Annotated in this window: 12 protein-coding genes; 7 read left to right on the top strand and 5 right to left on the bottom strand. The window is 59.8% G+C overall.

Going from position 1 to position 15,853, the window contains the following annotated elements; translation table 11 throughout:
- Nucleotides 1-3 precede the first annotated feature (3 nt).
- A complete protein-coding gene (locus BM186_RS26710) occupies nt 4-159 on the bottom strand; it encodes a hypothetical protein (protein ID WP_158234286.1) in 156 nt (51 codons plus the stop codon).
- Between BM186_RS26710 and BM186_RS24130 the strand changes: the two genes are divergently transcribed.
- From BM186_RS24130 to BM186_RS24160, 7 genes are all read left to right on the top strand, one after another.
- Complete coding sequence (locus BM186_RS24130; protein ID WP_074917537.1) at nt 158-3,439, top strand: phage tail tape measure protein; 3,282 nt, start codon at nt 158-160, stop codon at nt 3,437-3,439. The genes BM186_RS26710 and BM186_RS24130 overlap by 2 nt on opposite strands.
- Entirely contained in the window at nt 3,436-3,951 is a 516-nt protein-coding gene (locus BM186_RS24135) for a hypothetical protein (RefSeq protein WP_074917534.1), read from the top strand. The genes BM186_RS24130 and BM186_RS24135 overlap by 4 nt, the downstream gene beginning before the upstream one ends.
- Entirely contained in the window at nt 3,951-5,762 is a 1,812-nt protein-coding gene (locus BM186_RS24140; protein ID WP_099481842.1) for a hypothetical protein, read from the top strand. The genes BM186_RS24135 and BM186_RS24140 overlap by 1 nt, the downstream gene beginning before the upstream one ends.
- Complete coding sequence (locus tag BM186_RS24145; protein ID WP_074917531.1) at nt 5,762-6,103, top strand: hypothetical protein; 342 nt, start codon at nt 5,762-5,764, stop codon at nt 6,101-6,103. Before BM186_RS24140 ends, BM186_RS24145 begins: the two co-directional genes overlap by 1 nt.
- 64 nt (nt 6,104-6,167) lie before the next feature.
- The gene (locus tag BM186_RS24150) at nt 6,168-7,820 is read left to right on the top strand and encodes a hypothetical protein (protein WP_139228021.1); all 1,653 of its coding nucleotides are present in this window, start codon (nt 6,168-6,170) and stop codon (nt 7,818-7,820) included.
- A 2-nt stretch (nt 7,821-7,822) separates the two neighbouring features.
- On the top strand, nt 7,823-8,266 hold the full coding sequence (locus tag BM186_RS24155; protein ID WP_074917524.1) for a hypothetical protein: 444 nt from the start codon (nt 7,823-7,825) through the stop codon (nt 8,264-8,266).
- A gap of 1 nt (nt 8,267) precedes the next feature.
- The gene (locus BM186_RS24160; RefSeq protein WP_074917522.1) at nt 8,268-8,759 is read left to right on the top strand and encodes a hypothetical protein; all 492 of its coding nucleotides are present in this window, start codon (nt 8,268-8,270) and stop codon (nt 8,757-8,759) included.
- 483 nt (nt 8,760-9,242) lie between these two features.
- Here BM186_RS24160 and BM186_RS26475 read toward each other — a convergent pair whose 3' ends face one another.
- The 4 genes from BM186_RS26475 to BM186_RS24170 all read right to left on the bottom strand — a co-directional run bounded on the left by BM186_RS26475 (nt 9,243) and on the right by BM186_RS24170 (nt 15,343).
- The gene (locus BM186_RS26475; RefSeq protein WP_139228037.1) at nt 9,243-10,052 is read right to left on the bottom strand and encodes a hypothetical protein; all 810 of its coding nucleotides are present in this window, start codon (nt 10,050-10,052) and stop codon (nt 9,243-9,245) included.
- A 15-nt stretch (nt 10,053-10,067) separates the two neighbouring features.
- Nucleotides 10,068-10,643 (bottom strand): hypothetical protein, encoded by a 576-nt coding sequence (locus tag BM186_RS26480; RefSeq protein ID WP_139228038.1) that lies wholly within the window; start codon nt 10,641-10,643, stop codon nt 10,068-10,070.
- Between the two features lie 111 nt (nt 10,644-10,754).
- Nucleotides 10,755-12,005: a ribonucleotide-diphosphate reductase subunit beta gene (locus BM186_RS24165; protein ID WP_037000242.1), complete on the bottom strand. Its 1,251-nt coding sequence runs from the start codon at nt 12,003-12,005 to the stop codon at nt 10,755-10,757.
- Between the two features lie 428 nt (nt 12,006-12,433).
- Nucleotides 12,434-15,343 (bottom strand): ribonucleoside-diphosphate reductase subunit alpha, encoded by a 2,910-nt coding sequence (locus BM186_RS24170; protein WP_074918883.1) that lies wholly within the window; start codon nt 15,341-15,343, stop codon nt 12,434-12,436.
- Nucleotides 15,344-15,853 lie beyond the last annotated feature (510 nt).

Genomic DNA, 15,853 nt, shown 5'->3' on the forward strand with positions numbered 1-15,853 from the left:
AGATCACCGCTTACGAGGCACGAACCAACTGGCGATGGTGATCGGCACGAAAAGTACCAGCAGCACTACCAGGGCATAGGCCATGCCTTTCAAGAGAAAGGTTGGCGCTAGAACCATCAGTGCCAATACGACCAGGAAGACAATGTGGTGAAGTTTCATGACTGATGTCCGTCTCTCAGTATCCGTCGATGCCGACCAGGGCCGGCGCACTCTGCAGACCTTCCAGGCCGGCTATAAAGCCTTGGTCGACCAGTTGCGCCAGCCGCTGGGACAGATCGGCGCCTTTCGCGACCTGCAGGCAAGCCTAGTCCAGAATGAGGCACAGCTCAATGCAACGCGCCAGCGCGTGCGTGAGCTGCGCGACGAACTGATCCGCACCGAGAAGCCCACCCGCGACCAGCAGAACGCCTACCGCGCAGCAACGACCGAGGCGCGCAACCTGGAGCAGGCCATCGCAGGCCAGAAAGGCCAGCTCGCGCAACTGTCGGCCGCGCTCAAGAATGCGGGCGTCGACACCAACCAACTGAGCAACGAGCAGAAGCGTTTAGCGGCGGATATGGCACAGGCCAGCCGCGCCGCCGACCAGCAGGCGCGTATTGCTGGTGCCCGCGATGCACTGGGCGTTCGCCCGCACCGAGAGATTCGCGGGGAGATCGTCCAACTGCAGCGCCAGTACCAGTTGCTGGCCCGCACCGGGCAACTGACCAGCGCCGAGCTGGCCCAGGCCAAGGTGCGCCTGCGCGAGCGCGTGGCCGAGCTGGAACAAGGCACCAATGGCTGGGCGCAGAGCCTGACCCAGGCCCGCCTGCAGGTGGGCGCTGCTGCAGCCAGCATGGGCGCCATGGTTTATGCCGGTGGCGCGGTGCTCAAGTTCTATGCCCAGTTCGCCCAGCGCATGGGCGAGGTCAACAGCATTACCGATTTGAACCAGGCGCAGTTCCAGGCCCTGAGCACCGACGTGCGCCAGCTCAGCCAGGCCATGGGCAAGGAAGCGGCGCAGTCGGCGGCGGCGCTCTACGACATCCTGTCCTCGGGCGTCAGCCCGGATAACAGCATCCAGACCCTGGAGCTGGCCACCCGCGCCGCCGTGGCCGGCGTAACCGATACCGCCACGGCCGTGCGCGGTGGCCTGGCAGTGGTCAACGCCTACGGCGAGGGCATCGATAACCTCGGCCTGCGCTATGACCAGCTGTTTCTGGCCGTGCGTGACGGTGTCACCACCTTCCCCGAGCTGGCCAGCTACATCGGCGACACCCTGCCCACTGCCAAGGCGGCAGGTGTGGAGTTCTCCGAAGTTGCCGCCGCCATCGCCCTGATGACCAAGGCAGGCATCCGCACGCCGCAAGCCACCACCGCACTCAAAGGGGCCATCAACGCCCTGGCGGCGCCGGGCGAAGCAGCCGCCAAGTCCATGGCCGGGCTGGGTATCGAGTGGCGTGGCCTGACCGCGACGCTGGAGGATATCGCCAGCCGTAACCTGGGCCTGGCGGCGTTACGCGAGATCCTGCCGGATGTGGAAGCACGTACCGCCGTGCTGGCCCTGACGCAGAACATGGCCGGTCTCAAGGCCGAGGTCGAAGCCATGGGCAACGCCAGCGGCGCGCTCGATGCTGCCTATGAAAAGATGGCCGCCACGCCCCAGGCCGAGCTGGATAGATTTAATGCGAGCTGGGGTGAGCTGAAGTTGCAACTGGGCGAAGCCGCCACCGCCTTTCTGCCTTTAGTCCAAGGGGCAACTGAAGCATTGAATGCGTTCAATGCTCTGCCATCTCCGATCAGGAACATAACCGCTGGCCTAATTTTCTTGGTGAGCAGTCTGCTCAGCATGCGTGCGGTAATTCTGGCTTTGCGCAACCCATTCGGCCTATTTCTCGGCCACATGGCCGCCACCCCAGCCGCCGCAGGCGCCGCCGCAACAGGCATGAGCACCGTAGGCACCGCCGCCACCTCGCTGATCCCCAAGCTGCGCACCCTGGCCGACGTGGCCAAGCTGGCCAAGGGCGGCCTGGCCCTGGGCGTGGTGAGCTGGACGGGCGGCAACCTGGCTGAGCTGTATGACCTGTACAAACAGAACCAGGAGTTAACCCAAAGCCAGCGCGATTACGAGCAGGCGCTGCAGGACACCATTACCCGCACGGTGGAATACGCTGACACTGTGGTAATGCCTGCGGCCAGTGTTGCACGCATGACCGAAACGGAGCGCCAGGCCTACGCCGAGCGTCTTCGCCTTGCCGAGGAACACTACCGCAAGCAGTCCGAGCTACTGAGCCGCCAGCACACAGACATCAGCACGGTAAGCCCGGACGCCCTGGCATCGGCGCGCACCGCGCGGCAGTACCGTGAAGCCTTGCAGGGCCTGCAGAACGCCCACGCACAGCGCGAAGCCGCCGAGCGCCGCCATACCGACACCCTGGCCAAGATCAAGGCCGACAACCTGAAATCTATTCAGGACGCGCTGGGTAAGGAAATCCTCGCCTACGACGAGGCCGCCAAGGCGCTGGACGCTTCCAACAAAAAGACCCAGGCGGCTATGAAGGCCCGCGCCGAGCTGGCCAAAGAGTTCGATCAGCTCGTCAAGGATATGCGCGCGCCGACCGACACGGGGCCAGCCACCTTTGGCGACGTTACAGCCGCGCAGGCGGCGGGACGTCAGGCGCTGCAACGTGGTGACACTGAGGAGGCCATTCGCCAAGCCCGCGCTGGCGCCGAGGTGCTGCGTGAGTTGCAGCAGGCCGGAGCCAACACCTATGGCTTTGCTGGTATTGCACAACAGTTGGCAAAGCTAGCCGATGAGGCTGCTCGATTGGATGAAGTGACTGCGGACGTTGAACGGATCGACGCTCAAGGGCGCGTTGACGAAATCAAGGTCCGCATGGATGACCTGCTAGCCCAGGCCGAGGCGTTCAAGCGCATCAATATCGAGTTCACCGGCTTTGAGCAGTCGGCCGAATACCTGGAACAGCAAGCCAAGGCACTGGCCGAACGCCTCAAGCAATACATGGTGATTCCGGTCAATTACGTCGGCACGGACGGCAAGGCGCTGAGCGAGGCGGACAAGAAGGCTGCCGAGGTGCTCGGTACGGAGCCGGTAAAACGTGCAGCCGGAGGCTGGGTCGATGGCCCTGGCAGCCCGACCAGTGACAGCGTGCTGCTGGCTGCCTCGCGCCGCGAGTTCGTGGTAAACGCCTGGGCCGCTCAGCGCCTGGGCGCGGCCAATCTGGAGTACCTCAACAGCACGGGTGATCTGCCACAGCGCGCCGTCAACCTCCCGGATTTCCCCGACTTCCCGCAATCGCTCGACCGTGTAGGCGAGCGTCAGCCCATTAACCTGGCCATGCCTTGGGGCGGCAGCTATGCGCTGGAGGGCGCGCCGAGCGAGGTACGGCGTCTGTCCGATGACCTGCATTATGCGCGTCGCAAGCTCGGGGGCACGCCATGAACCCTCTGGCCCTGGTGCTCGGCGGTGTCGCCATCTCTAAGCACGCTGGAGCGATCCGGCAGAACTACGAACCTATAGGCGGTAGCACGCTTGCCAGGCTCTCGGGCGGTACGGGCGTCAAGCTCACCCACTGGCGCAAGTGGCGCACCACGGCTGCCGGTACGGGCGAGCTAGACCCCGGACTTGACCTGCTCGACTACTCGCAGCACCTGGAGCTGCTGTGCGTCAAACCCCGTGGCATCGAGTCAGCCTCAACCAGTATTGAGCTGCCTCCAGGTATCGCATGGCGTACCGACGAGGCGCCGTGGGCGTTGGCCCAGTTGGGTGACCAATGGATCGAGACCACCCTGGTGATAGGTGAAGGCAACGCCCAGCTTGCGGCGGTAACCGGCGCCGTGCGCTATCGCTTCTGCTACCTGCCGCGCCTGCTGGTTTCTACAGAAGGCCCTGTAAGCGAGTTCGACCAAGCCTCAGGCCGCTACAACTGGTCCCTGGTTGCGGAGCAAGTCTGATGATTGGCGCCGCCCCTCTCGCTTCTCTACCGCTCGCTATGTTCTACGCGCCGTCGAGCGAGGCGCCTGTTCAGGTCGGCCCCAATCCTGAGACCGGCGAGCTACAGATCACATGGCCGACATTGCCCGATAGCGTCATCGTCGAGCCTGTTGGCGAGCAGCCGCAACCCGGCGTCCCTTACAGTTTCCCGCTCGGTTTGGCCTGGCGCTGGCGCCTGCGTGTGCGTATCGATGGCGTTGACCTCAGTCATAGGCTGGTCGGCACGGTGAAGGTTGACCGGGAGGAAGGTGTGGCCGGCTTGGCCGACTTCACCCTGATGCTCGATGGTGTATTCCGTCGCGAGGACTGGTATGGCCGGCCCGTGACCATCGACTACATCAGCGAGAGTCTCGGGGGGCGCCTGATATCGCGGCGATTCACCGGCCGTATCACGCTGCCCAAACTCAACCCGCGTTCGCGCCTGTTGATATGCGAATGCAGTGATGCCCTGCAGCAGCGTGTTGGCGCCATGGAGGTCGCGCAGATCGACGCGCTAGTGGGTGGGTTGTGGTCGGCCGATATCTTCGATGCTGTCGAGGGGCGTAGCCGGTGGGATTACGCCCTGGAGCGCCTCTCCAGCCGCCCGGCCAGCATGGACTGTTCGGCCTTGGGCGACATTCGCATCACTGATTGGCAGCGCGCAGAGACGCCCCATTTTCGCTTTGGTTTTGACACAACGCTCGACGGCAGCGTGAAGGTCGAGCTGGGCGATGTTTCCAAGATGATCAACGTGGTGGAGATCACCTTCACCGTTCGCTTTCCCCGGTTGCATCAGTTGAATAGAGGCTATGGCTGGGTTCATCCAGGGATGGCTGGATTCAGTGGTTTGCAGGGGTTTTGTAGCTATCGCGCTGACACCACCGAGTTGCCAGACAGGGACATGATCCGGGCGGCCGTTGAGAGCAGCGGCCAGACCATGCTGGGGGGGAGCTACACGATGCTGCCGCCCACCGGGGTCTACTGCAACCCGCCGTTGCCGTGGATCAACAAGTTTACAGACTTGGTGCTTGCCGCTTCATTTACAGCTGGCCGACGTTGGAGCCAGAGCGTCACCGAGACGTACACGCTACGACTGGTCCACCAACCCGGTGTCGCGACCTCAGGCGAGAATGTATCGCGGGAGAGCTTCAGTTTTGAAGTTGGCCGCGACCGTGCCAGCGAGTGGGAAAGTGGCGTTTTCTCGGACGGCTCCAGTGGTCATGAGGATGCCCGAGAGGATGAGCGCCGGCTGCTTGCCGGTGCCTGCACCCTACAGCAGGGCCGAGTAAAGCTCTGGCAGGCCAGCCGCACCACAACGCTCATGTTCGAAACGCTGACCAGCATGGCGCTGGGTCTAGACCTGATCCACACCATAGAGCTGGATGATCAGGGCGCGTTCGGCATCGGTAAGTGCCGCCGACTCTATGACACCTTCGACTTGGACAGTGGTATGGCCGCCACCGCTATTGGCGTCGCAATCATGGACGGTGGTGGCGGCAGTAGCGACCTGCTGGTGATGCCTGCTCACTCTACCTCGCCGCCCATTTCTGGCGGTGTGACCGCCTTGTCTACGCAGCTTGGAGGGCGTTCAAACAGCCCACCTTTTGATGAAGAGCGGGACGGCTTCGCGGGTAACTACTCGATGATCGACAACAACGTGGGGCAAGAGCCGTACCCGCGCCGCTTCGCCATTACTGCACCGGAAATCCCCGAAACGCTGCGCGACGAACACAAGGTTTCGATAACCGCTGAATACCAGGTCGCAATTCCCGCTGACCCACTGGAGCTGTGATGACACTCGATATTAGCCAGAAAGTAAGAACAGACCTGCGCGCCGTCGCAGGTAGTGCGAGCAGCCGCAAAGGCGACCTGGAAGCGTTAGAGCCTCGCGGCGCACTGCCGGCCCGCCGTGGGGTCGGAGAGCCACGGCAAGCCGAAGCAGTTGGGGGCGGCGCTGTAGGACCGTTCACCGAAAAGGAGAACAGCCGCGAATACTTCAGCAGGAAGACGCAGTTTTACAGCAGTGAGTTTCTACTGGTAATAGAGGTGCAACCCCTGCAGCGCTTGACGGTGGAGGACGGCAACGGCGACGAGGTGCTGTTCGAATTTAAGGAGCCTCCGACTGATGTTTGATCAACCTATTGCTGACCAAATACCTGGCCGCCTTCGGCTTCTGGGCTGGCCGTGGCATGGACTCATGTCCCTGCCTGCTGCGGCTGGAGAGGTCAGGGTCGGCGTGGAATTGGCTAACGGCAGCCAACACCTGTTGGCGCCTGCCTATTGGGAGAATATGGTCAGCCCCTCTGCCTTTGCGCTGCCGGGTGATGTTGTTCGTTTTCGTGACCCGAGAGCCGGGGAACTGGAGCGTACCGAGGCTGAGCAATCAGCTGATGCAGCCGCTGGCATGACCTGGCTGCCGGAGGTATTGCTAAGCCCCGTAGCTCGCGTTCTCTATGGCCAGCGCCTCAACAGCGCAAGCTGGATCGTCCACGGGGGCGAGCGCAACTGGTTGGTGCGCATGGTATCTGGCATTTCCCAGCTGAGGTTGAATAGCCTGGTTTTTGGGCGCGACAGAAGTGCGCTTGAAGCAGTCCATGTGACCATGACGCTGGTCGGTAGCTACGCTCCAAACCAGTTCCCTCTGGGCACGTATGGATATGTAGTGGTGGACGCTATGCCGGACGGCACCCGTGCGCTTGTCGCTACGTACTTACGCAATCCCCAGTCCGTCAATGACGATCCCGCGTGGTTCGCGCCGTGCCGGATTCCCCTTGTTGAGCTATGGGAGCTGCGGCTATCGCAGGTAGAGGGCGAATGGAGTGGGGAGTACGAATGCATCTGCACCCCCGCACAGGTGATCGGCACGGCAAGCAATCCAGCCCGGCCTGCTTGGCGGCAACTATCTGCTGCGATGGCAGTGCGCTGGGAGCAGACAGCCAGCGGCCCGGCTGAGTGGACAGGGATCGGAGGGGAAGATGGCGGTTCTCTGTCAGTGGGCAACACCCCCTCCTACCTGGACCAGGAACCAGGCGGTTGGAGCTACCGGGAGTCCGGCCGACTGGTTGGGGCGTACTACGATGACGCCGGTAATGTGGCAGAGATTCGTGTGGCGATAACTGTCGAGGATACGTTCGGCGCGGCGCTGGACAGTTCTATGTCGTCATCCCCAGCAGTTACACGCCATAACCCATATGGGCACCCAGGCGGGCATGAACTGATCACGCCCGGCAACTATCAGCTGAACGCTAGCTACTCCAGCTCTTCAAGCTCTATCACGACCATTCGGTTGCTGGACGCCGGGGTTGAAACCAGCCGAGTGGTTATGTCCGTACAGGCCAGTATGAGCGCGAGCTACCAGGCCAGTTTGGCACTGGTGGCCGGGCCTGCTAACGGTGCAGTCGAGGAGCGCTCATCATCGTCATCTAACTCGGCGTCACGCACCGAAACGATCCTGCTAGATGGAGTCGAGGTTTTTTCATCGAGCGTATCAAGCAGCGCCCCAGGCGCCGAAAGCGTCGCGGTTGGGGGCAGTTATGCAGGGCGCGGTATCAGGACGAACTGGGTCACATGGCAACCCGTAATCCTGGCAGGAACTACGGAGCCTGAGCTTGTTGGCCGAGCATTCGAGATCGTCCCTATGCGCTACAGCTCGCAAATGGTTGCGCTGGCCGTGCGTGATAAGCGGCCAGGGGTAAGCGACCGAACCACCATCGGCAAGGTCGCCACACGCGGCGGCATAGCGCCGGGCTCAGTTTCTCGAAGTGGAGCACTTAACCATCTGTTCGGCTCGCACAACCCCATAACCGGGCAAAACGTGCGGGACGCCATCAATCCTGTTTGCTGGGTGTGACTATGAAATTCGTCAATCACTGGGCCTATGTTCTAGGCGCCGACTTGCCAGCGGGCGGTACGGCTCTTCCGATCCCCAATCCCGCGCTAGCACGACTTGGGCTAGCGAATGGGGACCGCTGTACGTTGGTCATTACCGGCAGTTTTAATCCGCTATCGCAAGTTGCCGAGGTCATCGTAGCCGTCGGGACCACTGGCGGTAGCGTCAATTTGGTGCGCGGAGCCGAAGGCACCGTAGCGCAATCCTGGCCTGCTGGGGCGTTGGTCTACGCGCCGGTCACTGCGGGACATATGACGGGTATTCAAAACCAGCTAGCCAGTTTGCTCAGCCGCATTGAGGCATTGGAGCATGGCGGCGGTGGAGATATGCCCGAAGGAGCCCTGGTCGATGGCCTGGGTAACTACCTGGTCGACGGCCAGGGTAACTATCTTGTGAAGGAGGCCTGAAATGGCTGGCGACAACGTAACGCACATCATCGAAGGGAGCGGCCCACCTGCCACTGTCCCTAGCGCGCTGCAACTCCACTACATCGACGTGGACACACGACGGCTCTATATGTCGGTTGGCACAAGCCATGAGGGTGACTGGGTACAACTGGCCCCGGTCCCTTTGCACGAGAGCGATACAAATGACGCCATCGGGCTTTGGCGTGATGTTGTACTGGACTGGCAACCGCCCGCGATGTTTGAGGAGTTGCAGATCACCATAGATGAGTTCTTCTACGGCGGGCACCGCGCTGACATAACGCTCCGGTTCGACGGCGCGGCTGGGCTGCTGTTCGGAGGTGTTCTCGGGCGCCCGGTCATGTGCAACCTGCCGGTCTCTCGGCCTTACCCTAACGGGGCGCAGGTCGAAATGCCTGCCGGTAGCTCATTCATTCAGGTGCGCGGAACTGCGAGCGGCCTCACCATCGATATCCGCCCGATGGCAGCGGTCTGAGGGGGGGCGTATGCCAATCAGAGTGCAAAACGCTCGACCTGCGGCGCGGCCAGCCTGTGCCAAACATAGCGCAAGGCAGTGCCAAATCTGCCGCGCGCTTACAGCCAGCCACGATGCTCTCGCTTTGTCTTTGCTTTTGCTCCGTCTTCCAAAAAATCGTTCAGACACCGCGATCCCCGAATCCCGTCAGAAGGCCGAGTGGAGGTGCTGTGGAGAGGGGCGTTTGGCATGGATGCCAAACGAGGAGCGATGGGCCAGGGATGGCCCTTCGCGACGACCCTCGGAGCAGCGCCGGAGCGAGGGGAGTTGAGCGTAGCGAAACCCGGATGTCGGGCGCGCTTTCTCTTTGGTTACTTTCTCTTTCGCGCGAGCAAAGAGAAAGTGACTCGCCGTAAGGGCGAAACCAGTAGAAGAGGGTGGCGCAGAAAATAAATCTGTCCCCAATATCTGCCCAATATTTCTGTCCCCAATATATCTTTAGGTTTAGAATAAAATTGTATTTATATCGCTTGCCGTGTTTTTTCCCGCCCTGAAATCACTTGGGGTTTTGGCAATTATTATTGGGTATCTGCTGTCAGAATTAAATAGTAATTTGTAATGGGTGCCGTCGCTCGTGATCGTAAAACCAAGTCGCTCAAGGGTTCTTCTGGTTTTTTCATCCATCCTTTGATAGTTGCTTAGTGTCTCTTTGATTGTTTTTGTTATTTCTAGCTTTGCATCTATTTTTTTATTTTTCTCCAAGATGCCTTTAATGACGTCTTTTTTTCTTCTGCATTTATCTGGTATTGATGATGTGAGGTTTTCTAAAGCTTCAATTATAATATTTTGATGTTCGCCATGATATAGGTCTGTTTCGAGGCTTGGTACGACTAGGTCAATCTGTTCATTTTCAGAGCTTCTTGAGAATGCTTGAGATTTTAGTCTTTGGTTTTCTCTTTCAAGTTTGGATATTTCTTCCCGGAGCGAGGCAGTCTCTGAGTCGAAGAGTGCAATGTACTGATCAATTTCTACAGAACCTTCTGATTTTAAAGCTTCAATAGCTGCCCTTGTCTTCTGCTCGTTGACATGTTGCCATGTGCATTCTTTTAGAGGTCTCATTGACAGCAGGGCGCTCCTGATGACTTTCTGGGCCTCTATTTCTATCTGCTCTGGGTCCTCATATTTTCCCCAAGGCAAGAATAAATACTTGCCAAGTCCTTCTGGCCAGTAAATTGCCACCGCCCCGCCATAGGCATTATTTTGCTTGGTTTCGTGTTTTAAGTTGAATGAAAAGTCACGGTTTGGCTCAGTCAATAAATGAGCCATCCCTTATAAGTGGTAAGCGAGTTTTTCGGTGTTTACTAAAGGGCGGTCATCATTGGTTGTGCTCACATAAACGGTGGGCATTAGATTTGAAGACTCGCCAGTGATTATATTCTTTGCGATATCTATTTGTTTGCTGTTGAGTTCTGTGGGTTGCTTTTGTACTTTTAGATCCCCGTCAAAACCACCACCTAGATTTTCTAGGATGAGTTTAATGATGTGTGGCTTTTTAGTGTTTGGGATCTTGTGGGTGGGCAGTGAGTTATCGCAAGAGACTTGGATTGAAACCCAGAAGGAGTACTCTTTTTTAGATCCAACGATTTCTGTAGTCCATCGGATAGAATCTTGGATTGTAGTGTGTTTTGCACCAAGAAGGCTTGATTTGTCTTTGTGTAGTGTCAGTGTTTGAAGTGATTCGTTTTTGTTTTTTACTATTGCGTCTTCTGTTAGGGATATTTCTTTTATATCTTCTTTAGGTAAAGTGGTATGTGGGCTGTTAGTTTGCCATGTTTTTATTGTTTCCAGTAAGTCTTCGATACTGCTTTCGCTGTTTACTGGAAACTGTGTGTTGAATGTAAGCACGAATACCTCCAGATAAGAAAAAGCCCCGCACTAGGCGGGGCTTCTCTTTAAGCTTCAACCCCAACATCCCTGGCAGGTGTAGGGGCAATCTACTCTGATGTCAGCGAGCCATCAATCCCAGCTCAACGCCCCACCAGTCTGATACTCGATCACTCGGGTCTCGAAGAAGTTCTTCTCCTTCTTCAGGTCCATGATCTCGCTCATCCAGGGGAAGGGGTTGGTGGTGCCCGGGTACTCTTCCTTCAGGCCGATCTGGGTCAGGCGGCGGTTGGCGATGAACTTGAGGTAGTCCTCCATCATCGCGGCGTTCATGCCCAGTACGCCGCGCGGCATGGTGTCACGCGCGTATTCGATCTCCAGCTGGGTGCCCTGCAGGATCATCTGGGTCGCTTCGTCCTTCATCTGGGCGTCCCACAGGTGCGGGTTTTCGATCTTGATCTGGTTGATCACATCGATGCCGAAGTTCAGGTGCATGGACTCGTCACGCAGGATGTACTGGAACTGCTCGGCGGTGCCGGTCATCTTGTTGCGGCGGCCCATGGAGAGGATCTGGGTGAAACCGCAGTAGAAGAAGATGCCTTCCAGTACGCAGTAGTAGGCGATCAGGTTGCGCAGGAACTGGCGGTCGGTTTCCGGGGTGCCGGTCTCGAACTTGGGATCGGAGATCGAGCGGGTGTACTTCAGGCCCCAGGACGCCTTCTTCGCGACGCTCGGGATCTCGTGGTACATGTTGAAGATCTCGCCTTCGTCCATGCCCAGCGATTCGATGCAGTACTGGTAGGCGTGGGTGTGGATCGCTTCCTCGAAGGCCTGGCGCAGGATGTACTGGCGGCACTCGGGGTTGGTGATCAGGCGGTACACGGCCAGTACCAGGTTGTTGGCAACCAGGCTGTCGGCGGTGGAGAAGAAACCGAGGTTGCGCATGACGATGCGGCGCTCGTCTTCGCTGAGACCGTCTGTGGATTTCCACAGCGCGATGTCGGCGTTCATGTTCACTTCCTGCGGCATCCAGTGGTTGGCGCAACCATCCAGATACTTCTGCCAGGCCCAGTCGTACTTGAAGGGTACGAGCTGGTTGAGGTCGGCGCGGGCGTTGATCATCTGCTTGTCGCCGACCTGTACGCGCGCGGAGGCGCCTTCGAGGTCGTCCAGGCCTTCCTGGATGTCGAGGTCGTTCAGGGCCTTCTTGGCGCGGGCCACGGCGTCGGAGTCGTTGGCGTCGACAGCGCGGGCCTGCTCGACCGAGCCGGCAGCTTCGCTGTCGAGCTTGTCGAAATTGGTGCCGGCGCTTTGTGCGTTGGCGTTGCTTGCGGCGGCTGCTTCTGCGCCGTCTTCCTTGTCGAATTCATCCCAGCTCAGCATGGCTTGGCTCCTGCGTGAGGGCCGGTGAATAAACCGGCCTGTATGGATATACAGATAATTTGAATTATGTTCCGTTGCGTGATGCGCGCAAGGGTAAACGGGTACCACTGGTCAGCAGGCGGTGGATTGCTGGCTGACCCTTGCCCCTCGACCCGGAGGAGGAGGGGCGGGAATTTGGTGGGGAGGGGGTGAGACTCGGTAGGAGCGGATTTATCCGCGAGCTTCGCGGCTGAAGCCGCTCCTACAAAAAGCCTTCCCTCTCCCTAACCCTCTCCCGCAAGCGGGAGAGGGGACTGACTGTTGCTCTGCTTTAAAACTGCGTCAGACGTTCGAGCGTGTAGCTGAGCGAGTGAGCGCTAGGCGCCTGGTAGATCGGCTGGGGGCCGGCCTACCAGGCAACGACGCGGGCGCCGCTCAGATGCGCGCGCTTATTGGCACGCCTCGCAGTCGGGTTCGTCGATGGCACAGGCCTTTGGTACGGGCGCCGGGGCCGGAGCTGCCTGCTGGGCAGGCGCCTGGGCCTTGGCCGAGAAGCCTTCGTCACCACCGGCGGAAACCGCGTTGAGCTTGCCGGTGTTGATGGTGGACTTCTCGGTGCTGGTGGCAGCCAGGGCACGGAGGTAGTAGGTGGTTTTCAGGCCACGGTACCAGGCCATGCGGTAGGTCACGTCCAGCTTCTTGCCCGAGGCGCCGGCGATGTACAGGTTCAGCGACTGAGCCTGGTCGATCCACTTCTGGCGACGGCTGGCTGCGTCGACGATCCACTTGGTTTCCACTTCGAAGGCGGTGGCGTACAGGTCTTTCAGGTCCTGCGGGATGCGCTCGATCTGCTGCACGGAACCGTCGTAGTACTTCAGGTCGTTGACCATGACCGGGTCCCACAGGCCGCGGTTCTTCAGGTCGCGTACCAGGTAGGGGTTGATCACGGTGAATTCGCCGGAGAGGTTCGATTTCACGTACAGGTTCTGGTAGGTCGGCTCGATGGACTGCGACACGCCAATGATGTTGGAGATGGTCGCGGTCGGCGCGATGGCCATGATGTTCGAGTTACGAATACCTTTTTTCACGCGCTCGCGGATCGGCGCCCAGTCCAGCGACTCGCTCAGGTCGACGTCGATGTACTTCTGGCCACGGGCTTCGATCAGGATCTGCTGCGAGTCCAGCGGCAGGATACCTTTGCTCCACAGCGAACCTTCGAAGGTGCTGTAGGCGCCGCGCTCTTCGGCCAGGTCACAGGAGGCCTGGATGGCGTAGTAGCTGATGGCTTCCATCGACTTGTCGGCGAACTCGACGGCAGCGTCGGAGCCATAGGCGATGTGCTGCAGGTACAGGGCGTCCTGGAAGCCCATCAGGCCGAGGCCGACCGGACGGTGCTTGAAGTTGGAGTTACGTGCCTGGTCGACGCTGTAGTAGTTGATGTCGATGACGTTATCGAGCATGCGCACAGCGGTCTTCACGGTGCGGCCGAGCTTCTCGATGTCCAGCTTGCCGTCGACGATGTGGTTGACCAGGTTGACCGAGCCCAGGTTGCAGACGGCGATCTCGTCCTTGTTGGTGTTCAGGGTGATTTCGGTGCACAGGTTGGAGCTGTGCACCACGCCCACGTGCTGCTGCGGGCTGCGCAGGTTGCACGGGTCCTTGAAGGTCAGCCAGGGGTGGCCGGTCTCGAACAGCATCGAGAGCATCTTGCGCCACAGGTCCTTGGCCTGGATGGTCTTGTACAGCTTGATCTTGCCGTACTCGATCAGGGCTTCGTAGTACTCGTAGCGCTCTTCGAAGGCCTTGCCGGTCAGGTCGTGCAGGTCCGGTACTTCGCTCGGGCTGAACAGGGTCCACTTGCCGTCTTCGAAGACGCGCTTCATGAACAGGTCCGGAATCCAGTTGGCGGTGTTCATGTCGTGGGTACGACGACGATCGTCACCGGTGTTCTTGCGCAGCTCGAGGAATTCCTCGATGTCCATGTGCCAGGTTTCCAGGTAGGCGCAGACCGCGCCCTTGCGCTTGCCGCCCTGGTTGACCGCCACGGCGGTGTCGTTGACCACTTTGAGGAACGGCACGACGCCCTGGGATTTGCCGTTGGTGCCCTTGATGTAGGAGCCCAGCGCGCGCACCGGCGTCCAGTCGTTGCCCAGGCCGCCTGCGAATTTGGACAGCATGGCGTTGTCGTGGATGGCGCCGTAGATGCCCGACAGGTCGTCCGGCACGGTGGTCAGGTAGCAGGAGGACAGCTGCGGACGCAGGGTGCCGGCGTTGAACAGGGTCGGGGTGGACGCCATGTAGTCGAACGAGGACAGCAGGTTGTAGAACTCGATAGCGCGGTCTTCACGGTTCTTCGGCTCTTCGATGGCCAGGCCCATGGCCACGCGCATGAAGAACACCTGCGGCAGTTCGAAGCGGATGCCGTCCTTGTGGATGAAGTAGCGGTCGTACAGGGTCTGCAGGCCCAAGTAGGTGAACTGCTGGTCGCGCTCGTGGTTCAGCGCCTTGCCCAGTTTCTCCAGGTCGTACTCTTTGAGTTTCGGGTCGAGCAGCTCGAATTGCGCGCCGGCTTCGACGTAGGCCGGCAGGGCTTTGGCGTACAGCTCGGCCATCTCGTGGTGAGTGGCGCTGGCGGTGATGTTGAGGAAGCTCAGGGCCTCGGCGCGGATGTTGTCCATCAGCAGGCGGGCGGTGACGTAGCTGTAGTTCGGCTCACGCTCGACCAGGGTACGGGCGGTCATCACCAGGGCGGTGTTGACGTCCTTCTCGGCGACGCCGTCGTACAGGTTCTTCAGGGTTTCGCGCTCGATCAGCGAACCATCGACTTCGGCCAGGCCTTCGCAGGCTTCACGGATGATGGTTTGCAGGCGACCCATGTCCAGCGGCTGCAGTTCACCGCCAGCGGTGGTGATGCGGATGCTCGGGTGCGGTTGGGCGATGTCGCTGCCGGCATTGGCGCTCTTGCGCTTGTTGGCCTGGGCTTCGCGGTAGATCACGTAGTCGCGGGCGACTTTCTGCTCGCCGGCGCGCATCAGGGCCAGTTCGACCTGGTCCTGAATCTCTTCGATGTGGATGGTGCCGCCGGACGGCATGCGACGCTTGAAGGTAGCGGTGACCTGCTCGGTCAGGCGCGCGACGGTGTCGTGGATACGCGACGAAGCGGCTGCGGTGCCGCCTTCTACTGCGAGGAAGGCCTTGGTGATGGCGACGGTGATCTTGTCATCGGTGTAGGGGACGACAGTGCCGTTGCGCTTGATCACACGCAGTTGGCCGGGCGCGGTGGCAGCCAGATCCTGGGAGGATTCAGCGGCCTGCGGCGCCACGGCCTGCGGGTTCTCGCGAGTAGTGTCGGTATGCATGGAGATCTCCGTGTTCTGTAATTTTTGGTTGGACGTCACGATTAGAAACCGTGCCCTGTCCGCCGTTCATTCCATTAACAACTGAACCGCACGCGGCGGCGGGGCCGGGTACGGGGTGTCGCAAGAGCGGGCAGGTTAGGCACGACTTCAAGTGCCGTCCTGGCGCATCAGTCACAGCGGGGCATTACCACACCCCGCCTACTACATATAGTGGTCGACTGGCGGATAAGACCGCTGTCTGACCGGCTCACGCGCAGCGTCTGGCGTTGCTGCGTGGCTGTAACCCAGGCCAGGCCTGGGTTAGGGCAAAACGATTAGCCGGGACATCTGGAAAACCCTGTGAAAAGGGCTTGCGCGATTCGTTCTTTTTGTGTCCCGTTTTCTGCATTAACCCAACATCTGGTGGGTGCTGCGCGATGGGGATACAAGATAGTGCGCTGTTGGAGGCATTGCAAGGCGCTAGAAAAAGAACAGCCTGTGGATAAGCTGTGAGTGCCTTGTGGGTGTTAA

The sequence above is a fragment of the Ectopseudomonas toyotomiensis genome (assembly GCF_900115695.1).
GTDB lineage: Bacteria > Pseudomonadota > Gammaproteobacteria > Pseudomonadales > Pseudomonadaceae > Aquipseudomonas > Aquipseudomonas toyotomiensis.

Coding starts and splice junctions, on each gene's coding strand:
- BM186_RS24130 (WP_074917537.1), top strand. CDS start 158: ATGACTGATGTCCGTCTCTCAGTATCCGTCGATGCCGACCAGGGCCGG.
- BM186_RS26710 (WP_158234286.1), bottom strand. CDS start 159: ATGAAACTTCACCACATTGTCTTCCTGGTCGTATTGGCACTGATGGTT.
- BM186_RS24135 (WP_074917534.1), top strand. CDS start 3,436: ATGAACCCTCTGGCCCTGGTGCTCGGCGGTGTCGCCATCTCTAAGCAC.
- BM186_RS24140 (WP_099481842.1), top strand. CDS start 3,951: ATGATTGGCGCCGCCCCTCTCGCTTCTCTACCGCTCGCTATGTTCTAC.
- BM186_RS24145 (WP_074917531.1), top strand. CDS start 5,762: ATGACACTCGATATTAGCCAGAAAGTAAGAACAGACCTGCGCGCCGTC.
- BM186_RS24150 (WP_139228021.1), top strand. CDS start 6,168: ATGTCCCTGCCTGCTGCGGCTGGAGAGGTCAGGGTCGGCGTGGAATTG.
- BM186_RS24155 (WP_074917524.1), top strand. CDS start 7,823: ATGAAATTCGTCAATCACTGGGCCTATGTTCTAGGCGCCGACTTGCCA.
- BM186_RS24160 (WP_074917522.1), top strand. CDS start 8,268: ATGGCTGGCGACAACGTAACGCACATCATCGAAGGGAGCGGCCCACCT.
- BM186_RS24165 (WP_037000242.1), bottom strand. CDS start 12,005: ATGCTGAGCTGGGATGAATTCGACAAGGAAGACGGCGCAGAAGCAGCC.
- BM186_RS24170 (WP_074918883.1), bottom strand. CDS start 15,343: ATGCATACCGACACTACTCGCGAGAACCCGCAGGCCGTGGCGCCGCAG.